At 55.3% G+C, this 14,903-nt stretch carries 13 protein-coding genes; 8 read left to right on the top strand and 5 right to left on the bottom strand.

Translation table 11 applies throughout. The features are described 5' to 3' along the window. Nucleotides 1–191 precede the first annotated feature (191 nt). On the top strand, nucleotides 192–2,510 hold the full coding sequence (locus RHH27_RS04810) for a diguanylate cyclase domain-containing protein (protein WP_302678995.1): 2,319 nt from the start codon (nucleotides 192–194) through the stop codon (nucleotides 2,508–2,510). Here the strand turns inward: RHH27_RS04810 and RHH27_RS04815 are convergent. After that, nucleotides 2,505–3,767 (bottom strand): PAS domain-containing sensor histidine kinase, encoded by a 1,263-nt coding sequence (locus RHH27_RS04815; protein ID WP_206201301.1) that lies wholly within the window; start codon nucleotides 3,765–3,767, stop codon nucleotides 2,505–2,507. The genes RHH27_RS04810 and RHH27_RS04815 overlap by 6 nt on opposite strands. Nucleotides 3,768–3,824: 57 nt before the next feature. Here RHH27_RS04815 and RHH27_RS04820 point away from each other — a divergent pair, with 57 nt between their 5' ends. Genes RHH27_RS04820 through RHH27_RS04835 form a run of 4 tightly spaced genes read left to right on the top strand, consistent with a single transcriptional unit; the run spans nucleotide 3,825 to nucleotide 9,026 of the window. Continuing rightward, nucleotides 3,825–5,555, top strand: coding sequence for an ABC transporter ATP-binding protein (locus RHH27_RS04820; protein ID WP_302678996.1), 1,731 nt, complete (start codon nucleotides 3,825–3,827; stop codon nucleotides 5,553–5,555). Beyond that, the gene (locus RHH27_RS04825; RefSeq protein WP_302678997.1) at nucleotides 5,556–6,416 is read left to right on the top strand and encodes a 3'(2'),5'-bisphosphate nucleotidase CysQ; all 861 of its coding nucleotides are present in this window, start codon (nucleotides 5,556–5,558) and stop codon (nucleotides 6,414–6,416) included. It begins immediately after the preceding gene. 28 nt (nucleotides 6,417–6,444) lie between these two features. Then, nucleotides 6,445–7,830, top strand: a complete 1,386-nt coding sequence (gene ftsY / locus RHH27_RS04830; protein WP_206201304.1) for a signal recognition particle-docking protein FtsY — start codon at nucleotides 6,445–6,447, stop codon at nucleotides 7,828–7,830. After that, nucleotides 7,827–9,026 carry an LL-diaminopimelate aminotransferase gene (locus tag RHH27_RS04835; RefSeq protein WP_206201305.1) on the top strand — a complete coding sequence of 400 codons (1,200 nt, stop codon included), beginning with the start codon at nucleotides 7,827–7,829 and terminating at the stop codon, nucleotides 9,024–9,026. The genes ftsY and RHH27_RS04835 overlap by 4 nt, the downstream gene beginning before the upstream one ends. On the opposite strand, the gene RHH27_RS04840 is transcribed toward RHH27_RS04835, so the two are convergent. The 4 genes from RHH27_RS04840 to RHH27_RS04855 are packed head-to-tail and all read right to left on the bottom strand — an operon-like array spanning nucleotide 9,013 to nucleotide 12,759. Then, nucleotides 9,013–9,174, bottom strand: coding sequence for a hypothetical protein (locus RHH27_RS04840; RefSeq protein ID WP_190278145.1), 162 nt, complete (start codon nucleotides 9,172–9,174; stop codon nucleotides 9,013–9,015). The genes RHH27_RS04835 and RHH27_RS04840 overlap by 14 nt on opposite strands. A gap of 11 nt (nucleotides 9,175–9,185) precedes the next feature. Further along, nucleotides 9,186–9,890 (bottom strand): 3-oxoacyl-ACP reductase FabG, encoded by a 705-nt coding sequence (gene fabG, locus RHH27_RS04845; RefSeq protein ID WP_302676625.1) that lies wholly within the window; start codon nucleotides 9,888–9,890, stop codon nucleotides 9,186–9,188. Continuing rightward, nucleotides 9,887–10,609 (bottom strand): M15 family metallopeptidase, encoded by a 723-nt coding sequence (locus RHH27_RS04850; protein ID WP_302678998.1) that lies wholly within the window; start codon nucleotides 10,607–10,609, stop codon nucleotides 9,887–9,889. The genes fabG and RHH27_RS04850 overlap by 4 nt, the downstream gene beginning before the upstream one ends. Before the next feature lie 41 nt (nucleotides 10,610–10,650). Continuing rightward, nucleotides 10,651–12,759, bottom strand: a complete 2,109-nt coding sequence (locus RHH27_RS04855; protein WP_302678999.1) for a transglycosylase SLT domain-containing protein — start codon at nucleotides 12,757–12,759, stop codon at nucleotides 10,651–10,653. 232 nt (nucleotides 12,760–12,991) lie between these two features. Between RHH27_RS04855 and RHH27_RS04860 the strand changes: the two genes are divergently transcribed. The 3 genes from RHH27_RS04860 to RHH27_RS04870 all read left to right on the top strand — a co-directional run bounded on the left by RHH27_RS04860 (nucleotide 12,992) and on the right by RHH27_RS04870 (nucleotide 14,891). Next, entirely contained in the window at nucleotides 12,992–13,306 is a 315-nt protein-coding gene (locus RHH27_RS04860; protein WP_302676622.1) for a hypothetical protein, read from the top strand. Then, on the top strand, nucleotides 13,303–13,662 hold the full coding sequence (locus tag RHH27_RS04865) for a YtxH domain-containing protein (RefSeq protein WP_206201310.1): 360 nt from the start codon (nucleotides 13,303–13,305) through the stop codon (nucleotides 13,660–13,662). Before RHH27_RS04860 ends, RHH27_RS04865 begins: the two co-directional genes overlap by 4 nt. Before the next feature lie 188 nt (nucleotides 13,663–13,850). Then, nucleotides 13,851–14,891 carry a rod shape-determining protein gene (locus RHH27_RS04870; RefSeq protein ID WP_302679000.1) on the top strand — a complete coding sequence of 347 codons (1,041 nt, stop codon included), beginning with the start codon at nucleotides 13,851–13,853 and terminating at the stop codon, nucleotides 14,889–14,891. Nucleotides 14,892–14,903 lie beyond the last annotated feature (12 nt).

Here is a 14,903-nt window from a genome sequence, read left to right on the forward strand (position 1 = left end):
CCCTGTCAACATCCCTGATGTTGCCACGAACTATCAAGATAGAATTAGAATAATTAATCCGCGGTAAAAAGGATCACAATTAGTGATACAAGCTTTTGTAAGTCTTATTTTTATTTATCAGAACAATTAAAAACGGTAGACGCAACTTTAGACATCACTTTAACAGTATATCTTGGCGAAAGAGGGGCACTATGGAGCAATTGAATTCAGGCTTAAATTTGCAAGCCTTGGTACAGGCTCAGTTAGTGACGATCGCTCCAAGGGGCTCCTTCAATGAGATTCTCCAAGGATTACAAAGCAACCAAGGATTGGGTTTAGTCGTCGAAGAGCAGGGACAGTTTCGGGGCTTGATCACCCAACGGGAAGTGATCCGTGCCCTTGGTAAGGGTTACTCGCCACAGGCGATCACGGCTGCCCAGATCATGCTGCCATCGGATTATTGCCTGCGCCTCAGTGATCTGGATGATCCACTGGCGATTTTAGGGCGTTTTCGCTACTTGGGCGTGGATGCCCTTGCCGTGGTCAATGAATCGGGACGGGTTGAAGGACTGCTGACCCGCCAAGCCTTTCGGGAGAGCCTGCGCCCTGTGGATCTCCTGCGAATTAAACGGGTGGCGGAGGTGATGGTACCCGATGTGGCCACCATTGCAGCGGAAGCTTCGCTACAGGAGGCCGCTGTCCTGATGACCGAACGGGGGGTCACCAGTTTAGTGGTTCCTGAGGCATCCGCCTCGGGTGTGCTGCCGCGCGGCATTATTACGGAAAAGGATATTTTTGAGGCACTGCAGGGCCAAGGGGGAGTGCTCACAGGAACCGTTGGCAGTATTATGTCTCAGCCCGTGCTGACCGTGAAGCCCAATCAAAGTTTGTGGCAGGTGAATCATTTCCTCAAGGAGCACCAAGTGCGGCGGGTGGTGGTTGTGGACGATGATGGTCAAATGGTGGGGATTGTGACCCAAAGTAATCTTTTGGCGGCCATTGACATTACGGAAGCTCAAGGGGTGATTCAGGTGCTAACCCAAGAGCTCAATAAGGCCACGGCGGAACTGCGCTGGCAACTGTCACGGCAACAGGCGATTACGGTGGCGATTACGGAGAGCGAACAGCGCTATAACACTCTGATTAGTCATTTGCCCGTTGCGATCTATCGGCGCGATCGCGATCGCCTGTGGCGGTTTAGCTATGTTAGCGATCAGATTTATCACCTCACGGGTTACTTTCCCCAAGATTTACCGGATCTGCGCCAGATTATCCCAGCGCCGGATTTGGCCTTGGCGGAACGGGATATTGAACAGGCGATTCGGCAACAGCGTGCCTACAGTACCACCTATCGCATTCAACACCGCGATGGTTGTTTCCGCTGGTTGAGCGATCGCGGGCAGCTAGATCCCCAGAGTCACATGCTCCATGGGGTGCTGTTAGATGTGTCGGAGCAACAGCGCACAGAAGAGCGGCTAAAAACTGCCCTAGAGCGGGAAATGATTGTCAGCACAATCATTCAGGACATTCGCCAGTCGATTCGCTTAGAGGACATTTTGCAGCGGGCAGTCACCAGTATTCAACAACTGCTTCTGAGCGATCGCGTGCTGATTTACCGCTTTTTAGCCGATGGCAGTGGCGTTGTGGAAGTGGAAGCCACTACCTCGCCGCAGTATTCAATCCTAGGTCAAGTGATTCACGATCCCTGTTTTAGTAAAGAGACAGCGCAGCGGTTTCTAGAAGGACGCACTGTGACCATTAGCGATGTCAATCAAGCGCAATTACAGGATTGCTATCGTGAGCTCCTAAGTAGCTTGCAAGTTCAGGCGAATCTAGTAGTGCCCCTGCTGCAAGGGCATAACCTGTGGGGACTCCTAATTGCCCACCAGTGTCGTGGCCCTCGCCTCTGGCAGCGGGAGGAGTTGTTCCTACTGCAACGGATTGCTGAACCCCTAACGGTAGCCCTGCAGCAGGCGGAGATGTATGCCGCATTGGAAGCTGCCAATGCCAATCTGCAGCAGATGGTGTACATTGACAGTCTGACGGATATTGGCAATCGGCGCTGTTTTGATGAACTCTTTGCAAAGGAATGGCGGCGCTGTCAGCGGGAGCAACAACCGTTAAGTTTAGTGATGCTGGATATTGATTGCTTCAAAGCCTACAACGATCACTATGGCCATTTGCAGGGGGATCAAATCCTCAAACAGGTAGCAGAAATTTTAGAAAGCCATCTGCAGCGGGCAGGGGATTTGGCCACGCGCTTTGGTGGGGAAGAGTTTGCCCTGCTGCTGCCCAGTACCGACCAAAGGGGAGCTATCCATATTGTTGAGAAGATTCAGGCAGCGCTGGCGGAGGCTAATATCACCCATGCTAAAAGTACCGTTGGGCCAAAGCTAACGGCCAGCTTTGGGATTGCAACGACGCTGCCCACTCCAGAGCATGAGCCAGCCATGTTGTTGCATCTGGCGGATCAGTGTCTCTACGAGGCGAAGACCCTTGGGCGCGATCGTTGGGTCGCCAAGGAACTATAGCGAAGTCAGAGGCAGATAAATACGCAACCATGCGCCGCCATAGTCGGGATGATTCGCCGCCTGCATATAGCCGCCATGGCATTCAACAATTTGGCGAGCAATGGCTAATCCTAGGCCACTACCACTACCGACGGGGGGCATCCGCCCTTCACTATCCGTAGGAATCACAAAGCGATGCCGCCGTGCCTGTGCCCGATAAAAGCGTTCAAACACATAGGGTAAGTCCTTGGGGGGAAAGCCACTGCCCGTATCAATGACTTCGAGACACAGATAGCCCCCCTCGCGATCGCTCAGCAGCCGCGTCAGCACTTGACCACCCACAGGGCCGTATTTAATGGCGTTGTCGTAAAGATTGACCAGGAGCCGAAACAGTTGCGATTCATTGCCGCAGTAGGAAAATTGCTCTGGGCCTGTGTACTCGTGGTGAATGTTTTTAGCCGCAGCGAGGGGGGCGAGGGATTGCCACGCAGTATCAATGAGTTGGACAAGGTCAAGGGGATGCCGCTCAAGGCTATCGGCGGGAGTGTGACTCAGGCGGTTTAACTCTAGGAGTTCTTGAACAAGGAGGCTGAGGCGAATAATTTCCTCAAGGAGGCGATCGACCCAATCCCGTAAGGACTCCGGCACCCGTTGTTGTAGGGTTTCAGTCACCAAGCGCAGGGAGGTCAAGGGGGTTTTCAGTTCATGGGCGACATCCGCTGCCCAGCGATCGCGCTCATCCCGCAGCCGCACCACCTCTTCGCAGTCCTCAATAAATACACCCACATGCCCCTCGCCAAGGCAGAGTCCCCGTGCCCGCAGGGGTTTGCGCTTGGTTTGCCCCGTCGGTGTGAGGTAGGCATAGAGCCATTCCTGCTCCCGCATCGTTTCCTCTTGGCGCACCTCTTGGATGAGACAGTCCAATTCATAGGAGCGCACCAGTTCCAAAACAAGGCGGCCTTCGGGATGCACCAAACCAAGGAGCGATCGCGCCGCTTCGTTACAGCAGACCACGCAATTGGCCTCATCCACCTCCAAATAGGCAATGGGGGCATATTCAAGGAGCGTTTGACAGCGCAGCATTTTCTGACGGCAGCGTTCCTGTTCCTGAAGCTGTTGGCTGAGTAGGGTTCGCAAGCGTTGCCACGGTGAGGATTTGAAGGGGCGAGCCGCGTACTGCTCAAGGAGCGTCTCCAAAGCGTGTCGCACTTGCTGCCACTGCCAGAACCAGACCATTAGCCCCAACAGCAGGCCAACCCCAAAAAAGATCAACTCCATGCCTAAGTGTCAGAATCGCCTCTATTCTAGGATTATTCCGAGTTGGTTTGCCCTGTGATGTCATCACCCCTTTTGCGTGTGGAAGCACTTACCGTTGACTTTCGCCAAGCCGATCAAACCCTACGGGCAGTGGATGGCATTTCCTTTCGCTTGGAGCGGGGTCAGACCCTTGGCATTGTGGGTGAGTCGGGGTCAGGGAAGTCGGTGACCTGTTTGGCACTTTTGCAGTTACTCCTGCCGCCGGGACAGATCAGCCACGGCGAAGCGTGGTTTCAGCCAGAGCCAGAGGGGGAGGCCATTGACTTGCTGCGCTGCCCCCCCCGCCAAATGCAACAGATTCGGGGTCGCCAAATCAGTATGGTCTTCCAAGAACCGATGAGTTCTCTCAATCCGGTCTATTCCATTGGCTTTCAACTGGCAGAGGCCATTGATCCGCAGCAACGACTGCCCCAAGGGCAATGTCAACAGCGGGCGATCGCTCTCCTTGAGCAGGTGCATCTTCTCAAAGCGGCAGCCCCCCTGGAGGAGAAAAAGCGGTTTCTCCGTCGCTATCCGCACCAACTCTCTGGGGGACAGATTCAGCGGGTCATGATTGCCATGGCCATGGCCGCTTCGCCAGCGCTTTTAATTGCCGATGAACCCACCACTGCCCTCGATGTCACTGTCCAAGCGGCGATCCTACGGCTGTTGCGGGAGTTGCAGCAGCAGTACCCTCTCTCATTGATTTTTGTCAGCCATGATTTGAATCTGATTGCGGAATTGGCGGATCAGGTCGTTGTCATGTACCAAGGGCAAATTGTTGAATCGGGGACAGTTCAGCAGGTCTTTCGTCACCCCCAACATCCGTATACCAAGGGGCTACTGGCTTGTCGTCCCCGCTTGGATCAGCGTCTGGCGATTCTGCCAACAGTGGCGGATTTTCTAGCGGCCACGCCCCCGCGATTAGAAGTGATTTCCGCAGCGCAGCAGCAGGAACGCTTGGCGCATTTGGCGAGCCAACCCCCCTTGGTGCGGGTTGAACATCTCTGGGTCAAGTATCCCGTGGCGGGCAAGCAGCGCTTTGTCACTGCCGTCAGGGATGTCTCGTTTACGATTCGCGCCGGGGAGACCCTTGGCTTGGTGGGGGAATCGGGCTGTGGCAAAACAACACTGGGACGGACCCTCTTGCGCCTCCTAGAACCCGCACAGGGAAAAATTATCTTTGGCGATCGCGACATCAGCCATTTATCGCCTCGCCAATTGCGTCCCCTGCGGCAACGGATGCAACTCATTTTCCAAGACCCCTATAGTTCCCTAGATCCCCGCATGACCATTGGCGAGTTGGTGGCAGAACCCCTGCGGATTCACCGCCGTCATCAGTCGCGACGGCAACACCAAGAGCGGGTGGCCTATCTCCTTGAACGGGTGGGCATTGACCCCCAAGCCCAGAATCGCTATCCCCATGAATTTTCCGGGGGGCAGCGGCAGCGAATTTGTATTGCCCGTGCCTTGGCCTTGAATCCTGAGTTTGTCGTTTGTGATGAGTCAGTGTCGGCCTTGGATGTGTCGGTGCAGGCGCAAGTCCTGAATTTGCTCAAAGAACTCCAGCGGGAGTTTCAACTGACCTACCTCTTCATTTCCCACGATCTCAGTGTGGTGAAATTCATGAGCGATCGCCTCATGGTTATGTACAATGGCGAAATTGTGGAAATGGGTGACGCGGAAACCGTTTACCAACAGCCACAGCACGACTATACTCGCACGCTAATTGCCGCGATTCCCCGTGGTCTTTCCCTTGAGGCAGCCTAGATGTCCCCCGCCCTTGATCTTGAGAATACCCTTGCCACCCTGCGCCCGCTTCTTTGGCAAGCCCTTGAGCAACTGCGCCAGTTTTACCGTCAGGTGCAGGATCTAGCGGTGCAGGACAAAGGCGGTGATCCTGTCACCCTTGCCGATGAAACGGTTGATTGCTTTTTGCGCCACGCCCTCCAAGCTCATTTTCCGCCGACGCAGTTTGGTTATTTAACCGAAGAGACCTACACCCCAGGGCAGCCCTTGCCCCAGCCCTACCAGTGGATCATTGACCCCCTCGATGGCACCTACGACTTTTTGCAGCAAACGGGGGAGTATGCGATTCACGTTGCCCTTGTCCATGAACATCGCCCTTGTTTAGCCGCTGTCGTCTGGCCAGAGCAGGAGGTGATCTACACTGCCATTGCCGGCGCAGGTGCCTATCGAGAGACGCGCCAAGGTGCGACGCGACTGCGGGTACAACCCCCCACTGAGGGGCAGTCGTTGCGGGTGGTGATGAGTCGGAGCCACGGCGGAGAGCGCCTACAGGCCTTTTTAAGAACCCTAGGATGCGTACAGCAAATTCCGATGGGGAGTATGGGCTGTAAAACGGCGAGTATTTGCCAAGGGGATGCAGATCTGTACGTCAATCTCACAGGGCGCAGTGCTCCGAAGGACTGGGATTTAGCGGCACCGGATTTGATCATGCAGGAGGCGGGGGGAGCCTTTACCTATGCCAATGGTGAGTTGCCCCGCTACAATCGCGCCGATGTGCAGCATTGGCCGCCCCTAGTGGTGTGTCATCCAGCTTTGAGTCGCACGGTGGGCGATCGCCTGCAAGCCTTTTTACACGAAAATCAAGGCTATTCTGGGAAATAGGCAAGTTCAGTCGCACAGAGGATAGGCCATGGTTTTTAATTGGTTTCGACGCAAGTTTGGTGGCAGTGGTGAGGAGCCATCGCCCCCTGCAGAAACCCCAACGGCAGCGCCATCCGCAGAATCCCCGCAATCTACAACTGAATCCACTGCTTCCCCCGGCATCCTCAACTGGGCAAAAACGGCACTCCAGTCGATTCAAGCGCGACAGCAATCGGAGAGTGCCGCGACGATTGAAACCATTGAAACCGCTGAAGAAACTCAAGAAACACCGCCTGCCGATGATGCCCCCGTTCCCGTCTCTATCGAGTCTGAAGAGACCGCTGTTGCTGAACCTGCCCCTGTCCAGCCCGTTGTGGAAGCTGAGTCGGTAGAACCAGACTCCTCCCTTGTCCTTGATGAGGGCTTTTTGTGGTCGGCGGAGGTGCTTGCCGCCCAAGGCCGGCGCCCAGAGGAGGTGGATATTGAGGAAATTACTTGGTTGCAACGTCTGCGCCAAGGTCTGGGCAAAACCCGTCGTGGCCTAGTACATCAACTGCGGGCGATCGTCGGCCAAGGCCCCTTAAGTCGGGATGCCGTCGAAGAAATTGAGATGCTGCTGTTGCAGTCGGATGTGGGGGTCAAGGCCACGGATCAGATTATTGCGGCGCTGCAAACAAAAATTCGCCAAGAAACACTCCCTGCCGATCAGGCGATCGCCTACCTGAAGGAAATTCTGCGGGACATTCTCGATCGCCCCTTTGAAGCCGGCTACCGCCGCGACTTTGCTCCGAAAAAAGGCACGCTGAATATCTGGTTGATTGCCGGTGTCAACGGCGTTGGCAAAACCACCACCATTGGTAAACTGGCCCACATTGCCACCCAGTCAGGCTATCGCTGTCTGATTGCAGCGGCAGATACCTTTCGGGCAGCTGCCACGGAGCAGGTGAAAATTTGGGGACAGCGCTCCGATGTCGAGGTGATTGCCAACCCCGGCAAAAATACCGATCCTGCTGCTGTGGTCTTTGATGCCATTGGCGCTGCCCAAGCCCGAGGCACAGAATTGTTGCTAGTGGATACCGCTGGCCGCTTGCAAAACAAGGCCAACCTGATGGAGGAACTCAAGAAAATCCGTCGCATCATTGATAAAAAAGCGGGTGATGCTCAAATTGAATCGCTACTGGTTCTCGATGCCACCCTCGGCCAAAATGGCTTGCGCCAAGCACAGGTGTTTGCAGAAGCGGCGCAACTCACTGGCGTGATCTTAACCAAGCTGGACGGGACGGCCAAAGGGGGAGTGGCCTTGGCGGTAGTGCAGGAATTGGGACTACCGATTCGCTTCATTGGTGCGGGCGAGGGCATTAAGGATCTGCGCCCCTTTTCCAGTTTTGAATTTGTCGAGGCCTTGCTCTCCAGTGAGGTGGAGGTGGCAGCATGAAGCTGGCCGATCGCCTGCGGTATTTCCAAGGCAATGTCTTTGACGCCATGGATCGGGCTAAGGCGGCGGTGGCGGCCACGGGACAGCCAATTGTTGATCTCTCCTTGGGGTCTGCAGATCTACCGGTAGCGGATCATATTCTTGCAGCCATTGAAGCCTCGGTGCGTGATGCCAGTACCTACGGCTATCAACTCTTTGCCAGTACAGCGGCCTTTCGACAGGCAGTGGCCACTTGGTTTGAACGCCGCTTTGGCCTCAGGGTAGATCCCGAGCGGGAAGTGCTGACGCTGATTGGTTCACAGGAGGGGACGGCGCACTTGCCCCTTGCAGTGATGAATCCCCAAGAGTATGCGCTAGTGCTTGATCCGGGGTATCCCTCCCATGCGGGGGGGGTGTATCTTGCGGGGGGACAACTGTATCCCTTGCGCTTGCGGGCAGAAAATCACTTTTTGCCGGATTTAGAGGCCATTCCGTTGCCGGTGCGAGAGCAGGCCAAACTTCTCATTCTCAGCTATCCCCACAATCCCACCACGGCGGTTGCGCCCTTGGACTTTTTCAAGACAGCAGTTGAGTTTTGCGATCGCCACGGGATTTTACTGGTGCATGATTTTCCCTACATTGATCTCGTCTTTGATGCGGAGCGGGCACCCTCGATCTTTGAAGTGGATCGCGATCGCCAAGTGGGCATTGAATTCTATAGCCTGTCTAAGTCCTACAACATGGGTGGGTTTCGCATTGGCTTTGCCATTGGCCGTGCCGACATTATTGCTGCCCTGCGCCAAATTAAATCGGTGATTGATTTTAACCAATACGCTGGCATCCTGCGGGGTGCGATTGCCGCCCTCACGGGAGATCAAACCTGTGTCCAGCAAACGCGGCAGATCTTTCGCCAGCGGCGTGATACCTTTGTCCAAGCGCTTTGCGACCATGGCTGGCCGGTGCCCCTCCCGCCAGCGACAATGTACGTGTGGGCAAAACTCCCTGACCCTTGGCAGCGGGATTCCCTTGGATTTTGCCAAGCCCTTGTTAAGGCAACAGGGATTGCCGCCGCTCCAGGCTCTGGCTTTGGTCAAGGGGGAGAGGGGTATGTGCGCTTTGCCCTCGTGCGCGATCGCCCCTGTTTAGAAGTGGCGGCTGCCCAAATTGCCGAATTTAGCCAAACGGTCGTTCAGGTGTCGGGCGCTAATCGCCCATGATCCATGCCAAGAGTAGGATCAGGCCGCCCCAAAGGACAATTGCAGGAATATGAATGGAGCGCAACACCTCTAGGGGAGTTAAAACTAGCACCTCCGTAAAGAGATGGGTAACCGTACAAAGAAGAATGAGCAAAATGATAAAGAACATGGCAACTCGCTCTAGGCATTACCATAGATGGGAATCACGGCACCACTGATCGCAGCCGCTCCCTCGGAAATGAGATAGGCAATCAGGTCACCGATCGCCCGAGGACTCACCCAATTGACCGCTTGCGCTTCGCCCATCGCTGCCCGATTGGCAGGGGTATCGATAATGCTGGGAAGGATGACATTGGCGGTAATGTTTTTGCCTTTGGTTTCGGCAGCGATCGCCCGCGTGAAGGCCACGACTGCGGCTTTAGCAGCACAATAGGCAGCCAGTTCAGCCGCTGGTTCAACTGCACCCCGTGAGCCAATGGTGACAATGCGCCCATATTGCTGAGCCTGCATACGTTTGAGGGCGTGCTTACAAACCAAGAAGGTGGTCTCGACATTGAGGCGAAAACTCTGCTGCCAATCACTGAGGGCAAATTGTGCTGTTGCGCCCATACTAAAGCCCCCCACGAGGTGAACCACGGCATCCAATTGCGGCATGCGCTCCACGAGAGCGGCCACTTCACTTTCATTGTTCAAATCCGCTGCCACAAACCGCACGTTGGCCAACTCCGCTGCCGCCAATTGCTTTTCGAGGGCGTCTCGGGCAGCCGCATCAATGTAGGGCACCGTCAGCGTATAGCCTTGACTGAGAAGAACCGGCACTACCCCTTGACCGAGTCCGCCTGTGCCGCCTGTCACTAAAACCGCGCGATGGGCAAATCCCCTCATGGCTGATCCCTCGGTGTGAGTTGTCGTGCTCTGTAGAAGGTTTGCAAACTGTGGCGATCGCCAACGAATCGCCAGTGCCAAGGCTCATAACTCACCCCCTGCGGGTTATGACGGGGAAAGGACAGTTCAAAACTAAAACGCGCTGCATTTTTTTCCAGCCAGCGAAAGGCGGGGGTGTCCTCAAAAGTCTCCTTGAGATGGGTGTCTGGCCGGGCGCCATCGCCAATATCAATGGCATAGCCCGTATGGTGTTCGCTATAGCCGGGGGGCGCACTCACCAATGCCCGCTCACTTGCCCGTTGTGCCCGTTGCTCCTTGACCTCAAAAAAAAGATAGTCCTGATCCTGTTTGGAGCGAAATCCAGAGAGGGGCATCAACACCACCCCCTCCTGCTGCGCAGCGGCGACCATCGCCCGGAACCGTTCTGCTGCGGCTCGCCGTAATTTAATTTGGCCATCGGCACTCACCGGTTCAAGTTCTGAGAGGGGCGCCTCTTCATAGGGCAGATGTCCCAGCAGATTTTCTGTTGGCGTTAGCGTTGGCTCCGTTTCCGTAGCCGTTGGCGATTCCGTGGGACGATTGAGGAACCACACAGCTCCCACGCCCATTAGGCCCACAAGGACAAGGGTGCTGGCGATCGCCCACCCCCCTCGCCGAGGTTCTACTTTGCCCTGAGTGATTGGTTGTAGCCGCTCCGCAACAGGAATATCTTGATCCATGACGCAGTCCCGTGCCTTTTTATGAGAATAGACGATTTTTCCTAGGGCTGGGCATACAGTTGCCAGTAGTTCCAGTAGTTCTCCAAGACACTCTTGACATAGCCATAGGTCTCAGGAAAGGGAATCGATTCCACAAAGCGATCGCTATCAGTCATATCAAAACGCTGCAACCACTGATTGACATTTCCCGGCCCGGCATTGTAACTGGCCAAGGCTAAGAGCGTGTTTTGATTGTACTGATTGTGGGTGTAGTCAACGTACCATGTGCCCAAGCGGATATTGTCCTCTGGATCCACAAGGGAATAGCTCTCTAGGTTCAACTTTTCGGCAATCCAAGCAGCCGTCTCTGGCATCAACTGCATCAACCCCGTTGCCCCCACCACTGAGCGGATCTGCTTTTCAAAGCGAGATTCTTGGCGAATCAAGGCCATCACCAATAGAGGATTTAAGTTGCGAGCTAGGGACCACTTTTCCACTAATTCCCAGTAGGGCAGGGGGTAAAGGGCATACCAGAAGCGGACATCGCGGCGAATGGGCGCAAAGAACGTTGCCACCTCCGGTTCACTGGCTGAGCGCGTAAACAAGTTTTGCAGCATAAAGATGCCATCGAGGTATTCCCCAACGCCAAGGCGAATCAGGCCATCAGTGAGTTGTTCTGCCGCTGTCGGTGTCACCCGATTGTGGAATTCCCACTGCCAGCGCTGCCAAGCCTCCTGAAATTGCCGCAGCAGGTACAGTTCGCGTAGGGTGGCACTCCCCGTGGCCAAGGGAAGGAGGGGCTTGCGATCGCTCGCCACTGAGGGTCGCTGTTGTCGCAGGGTTGTAAAGGTGCCCACGGGTTTCTTGAGCAGACTGGCGGCTCGCCAAGCATAGTAGGTGTGGGGATAGCGCTCTATGACCAGTTGCCAAGTTTGGCGTTGCCCTTGGGGTTGTCCTGCTTCCCCTTGCCATTTTCCTTGCCAAAAGGCGGCTCGCGGTGCCAGCTCACTCTCAGGGTTCAATTTGAGAATTTCGCTAACCCACTGTTGTGCCTGAGACCACTGCCGTTTTTGGGCAGCCCCTTGGGCCAGTTGCCAGCGCAGTTCCGCTGCGGCGCTGCTTTGGGGATAGGTCTTGAAGAGTTGTTGTTGGCTTTGTTGTGCCCCCTTGGTGTTGCCTAGTTCCTGATGAGCTTGGTACTGTGCCAGAAGGGCATCGGCAGCGATCGCGGGTGCTTGATTTTGCCTCGCTAACTGAAGACACTTGGCCAGCAAAGGGAGACGCTCCGCCGGTGTTTTGACTAAACGGGCAAGGCGCAGTTGGGCAAGGGCTGCTTCGGAACTTTGGGGAAAGCGGTTGATCAGGGCTTGATAGGCGGCGATCGCCCCAGAGGTGTCCTCACTCAATTGACGTCCCCGGCCCACCCGATAGAGATTCAAAGGGGTTGGTGGTGCCTTGGCATAGGCCGCTGCTGCCCGAGCATACTGCATTTTCTCCCAATAGCCAAAGGCGATCGCTTCCCAATCGGCGGGCGTCAGTTGATCGGCGTAGCGCTGCCGCAAAATTTCAAGGTAGGTGCCGTATGCCTTAAGAAAGAGGCCGTGGCGTGCCACCAGCTTCAGGTAGGGCACTTGATCGGGATTTTTCTCTAACTGTTGCGCCACATAGTTGACGACGGCAGGATGCTGTGGAAAGCGTTCGATCGCCTTTTGCGGTTGATTGAGGCTCAGGAGTGCCACTGCCGCTTCAGGTTCACTGCCATACTCCCGTAGCAACTGTTCCCACGTTTCCTTCGCCTTGCGGTTATCTCCCCGTTGCCGATAGGCCTCCGCTCGCAGCAGGAGAATGGGTGCGGCCATGGGACGGTAAGTCTGCTCAAGATCTTGGAGCCACTGCAGGGCAGCTTGGGGTTGCTGTTGACTCAGGCTTTCTACGGCCAAAAGATAGCGGGCGCGATCGCGCTTGAGGGGATCCGCAGACTCTGCCCATTGCTTTAACTCTTGCGGACTTTGGGGCGGCGCTTCAACAGTCAGCGTGTAAAGGGGCGAAGGCGATCGCCAATGGTACCAACTGAACAGCCCACCGCCAACCATCAGTGCCGCCAACAACAGCGACACCAGCCAAGGCCGTATGCCTCGCCGCTGCTTTCGTTTTGGGAGTGATTTAACCATAATTTGCAATTCCAGCCAGCAACCCCGCTCTCCAATCTCCACAGTAAACTAGGGAGTACAACCCTATTCTTATTAAGTATGTGGCGGTCTTGGATGCAGCAGTGGCAACTGGGTGCTAGCGAGGGGCGATCGCGCTGAAGGAAATCGAATTAACGACCTCACCCGCACATCGCCCTCCACTATGGCAATCTATGAAAAGATAAACCAACAATCGTAAACTTCGATGCCCCCTATGCCACGAATGGTCTGGATTGTGATTGGCTGCAATTGCCTGATTGCGCTAATTGCCCTGTGGTTGGCATGGCAGTTGGTCAAGCTGCGCCAGATTCTGCGGGGGGTGTCCCGTGCGCTACTAGATGCGGAGCGGAGTACCCACGGGGTCTTAGGCGGTGCCCCTGAGGTGATTATCATTGGCCAGCGGGGGGTGTCGGGCTTGCGATCGCAATTGCCCAAATGGCGGCGGCAACAGCGCAATGTTCGTCTGTTTTTAACCTTGATAAGCTGGATAGGGCGACATGGTATCCGCCTGCAAAGGAGAAAGCGATGAGTCAGCAACAGGGTGGCGGTGGTGCTTTTTGGGGGGGACTGCTCCTAGGGAGCGCGATCGGGACAGTCGTGGGGCTGTTGATGGCTCCCCGCTCTGGCAAGGAAACCCGACAACTCCTGCGCAAATCCGCTGATGCCCTGCCCGAACTGCTCGAAGACATTACTGCGAGTTTTGAGCAACATCGCGATCGCCTCTCAGAAACCACCCAAGAACGCTGGCAAGCCACCTTAGAACGGCTCAAGGAAGCGATCGCCGTCGGTATCGAAGTCACGCAGCAGCAGCGGCAAACCCTGCGGCGCGAAGCCAATGGCATGGCCTTGAGTGACCCTGACGAAGAGGATGCTGTCAATCAATAGCCTGCGGTGGGTCATGAGTCAAGAAATCATGAGCCAAGATAATGAGGAGTTATCCCTTTATCAAACAATCTCGACCGAGGGAGAACCCACCGAGATTTTCCAAACAAAACGTAATACAATCTTGCCATCACGTTTTTTGGTAACAGCACTGTTACAACCAACAGGATTCAAAGAAGGGGTACACCATCGTGGGAGTATTTAGTCGGCTATCACGAGACATCGGCATTGACTTGGGCACAGCCAACACCCTGGTTTATGTGTCTGGGCGGGGGGTGGTTTTAGAGGAACCCTCTGTTGTTGCTATTGACCAAAATACCAAACAACCCCTTGCCGTTGGCGTTGAGGCAAAGCGAATGCTGGGGCGGACACCGGGCAATGTGGTGGCCGTGCGTCCCCTGCGGGATGGTGTGATTGCGGATTTTGAACGTGCGGAACTGATGCTCAAGCACTTTATGCGCCAAGTGCACGGCGGTAAGAATTTGTTTGCCCCCCGTGTGGTGATTGGGATTCCTAGTGGCGTGACCGGTGTCGAACGCCGTGCCATTGAGGATGCTGCGCGGGGTGCTGGGGCGCGGGAAGTGTATTTGATTGATGAACCCGTTGCCGCCGCCTTTGGTGCGGGTTTACCCGTGGAAGAACCGACGGGCAACATGATTGTGGACATTGGTGGTGGCACGACTGAAGTGGCGGTTCTCAGTTTGCAGGGCACCGTTTTGAGTGAATCCGTCCGCGTTGCTGGCGATGAAATTTCTGAGGCGATCGTCCAGTATTTGAAAAAAGTACACAACCTGATTATTGGTGAACGCACGGCTGAGGAGATCAAGATTCGCATTGGCTCTGCCTACCCCAATGACAGCTATGACTCCGAAGCCATGGAAGTGCGCGGACTGCACCAACTCTCTGGCCTACCACGCACAGTTACGGTCAAAGCAGAAGAAATTCGCGAAAGCATGGCCGAGCCCCTCTCGGCGATTATTGAAGCCATCAAGCGTACCCTTGAGCGGACGCCCCCAGAACTAGCCGCAGACATTGTGGATCGCGGGATTATGCTGGCTGGCGGCGGTGCTCTGCTACGGGGTCTCGATACTCTGATTAGCCATGAAACGGGCATTGTCGTTCATGTAGCAGCGGATCCCCTGCGGTGTGTGGTCATGGGTACCGGTCGGGTACTGGAAAACTTCAAAGACCTCGCTCGTGTCTTTTCCACACAATCGGCAGTGATTGGTTAAGGATCAGCAGCT

This window comes from Thermosynechococcus sp. PP555, assembly GCF_031583225.1.
GTDB lineage: Bacteria > Cyanobacteriota > Cyanobacteriia > Thermosynechococcales > Thermosynechococcaceae > Thermosynechococcus.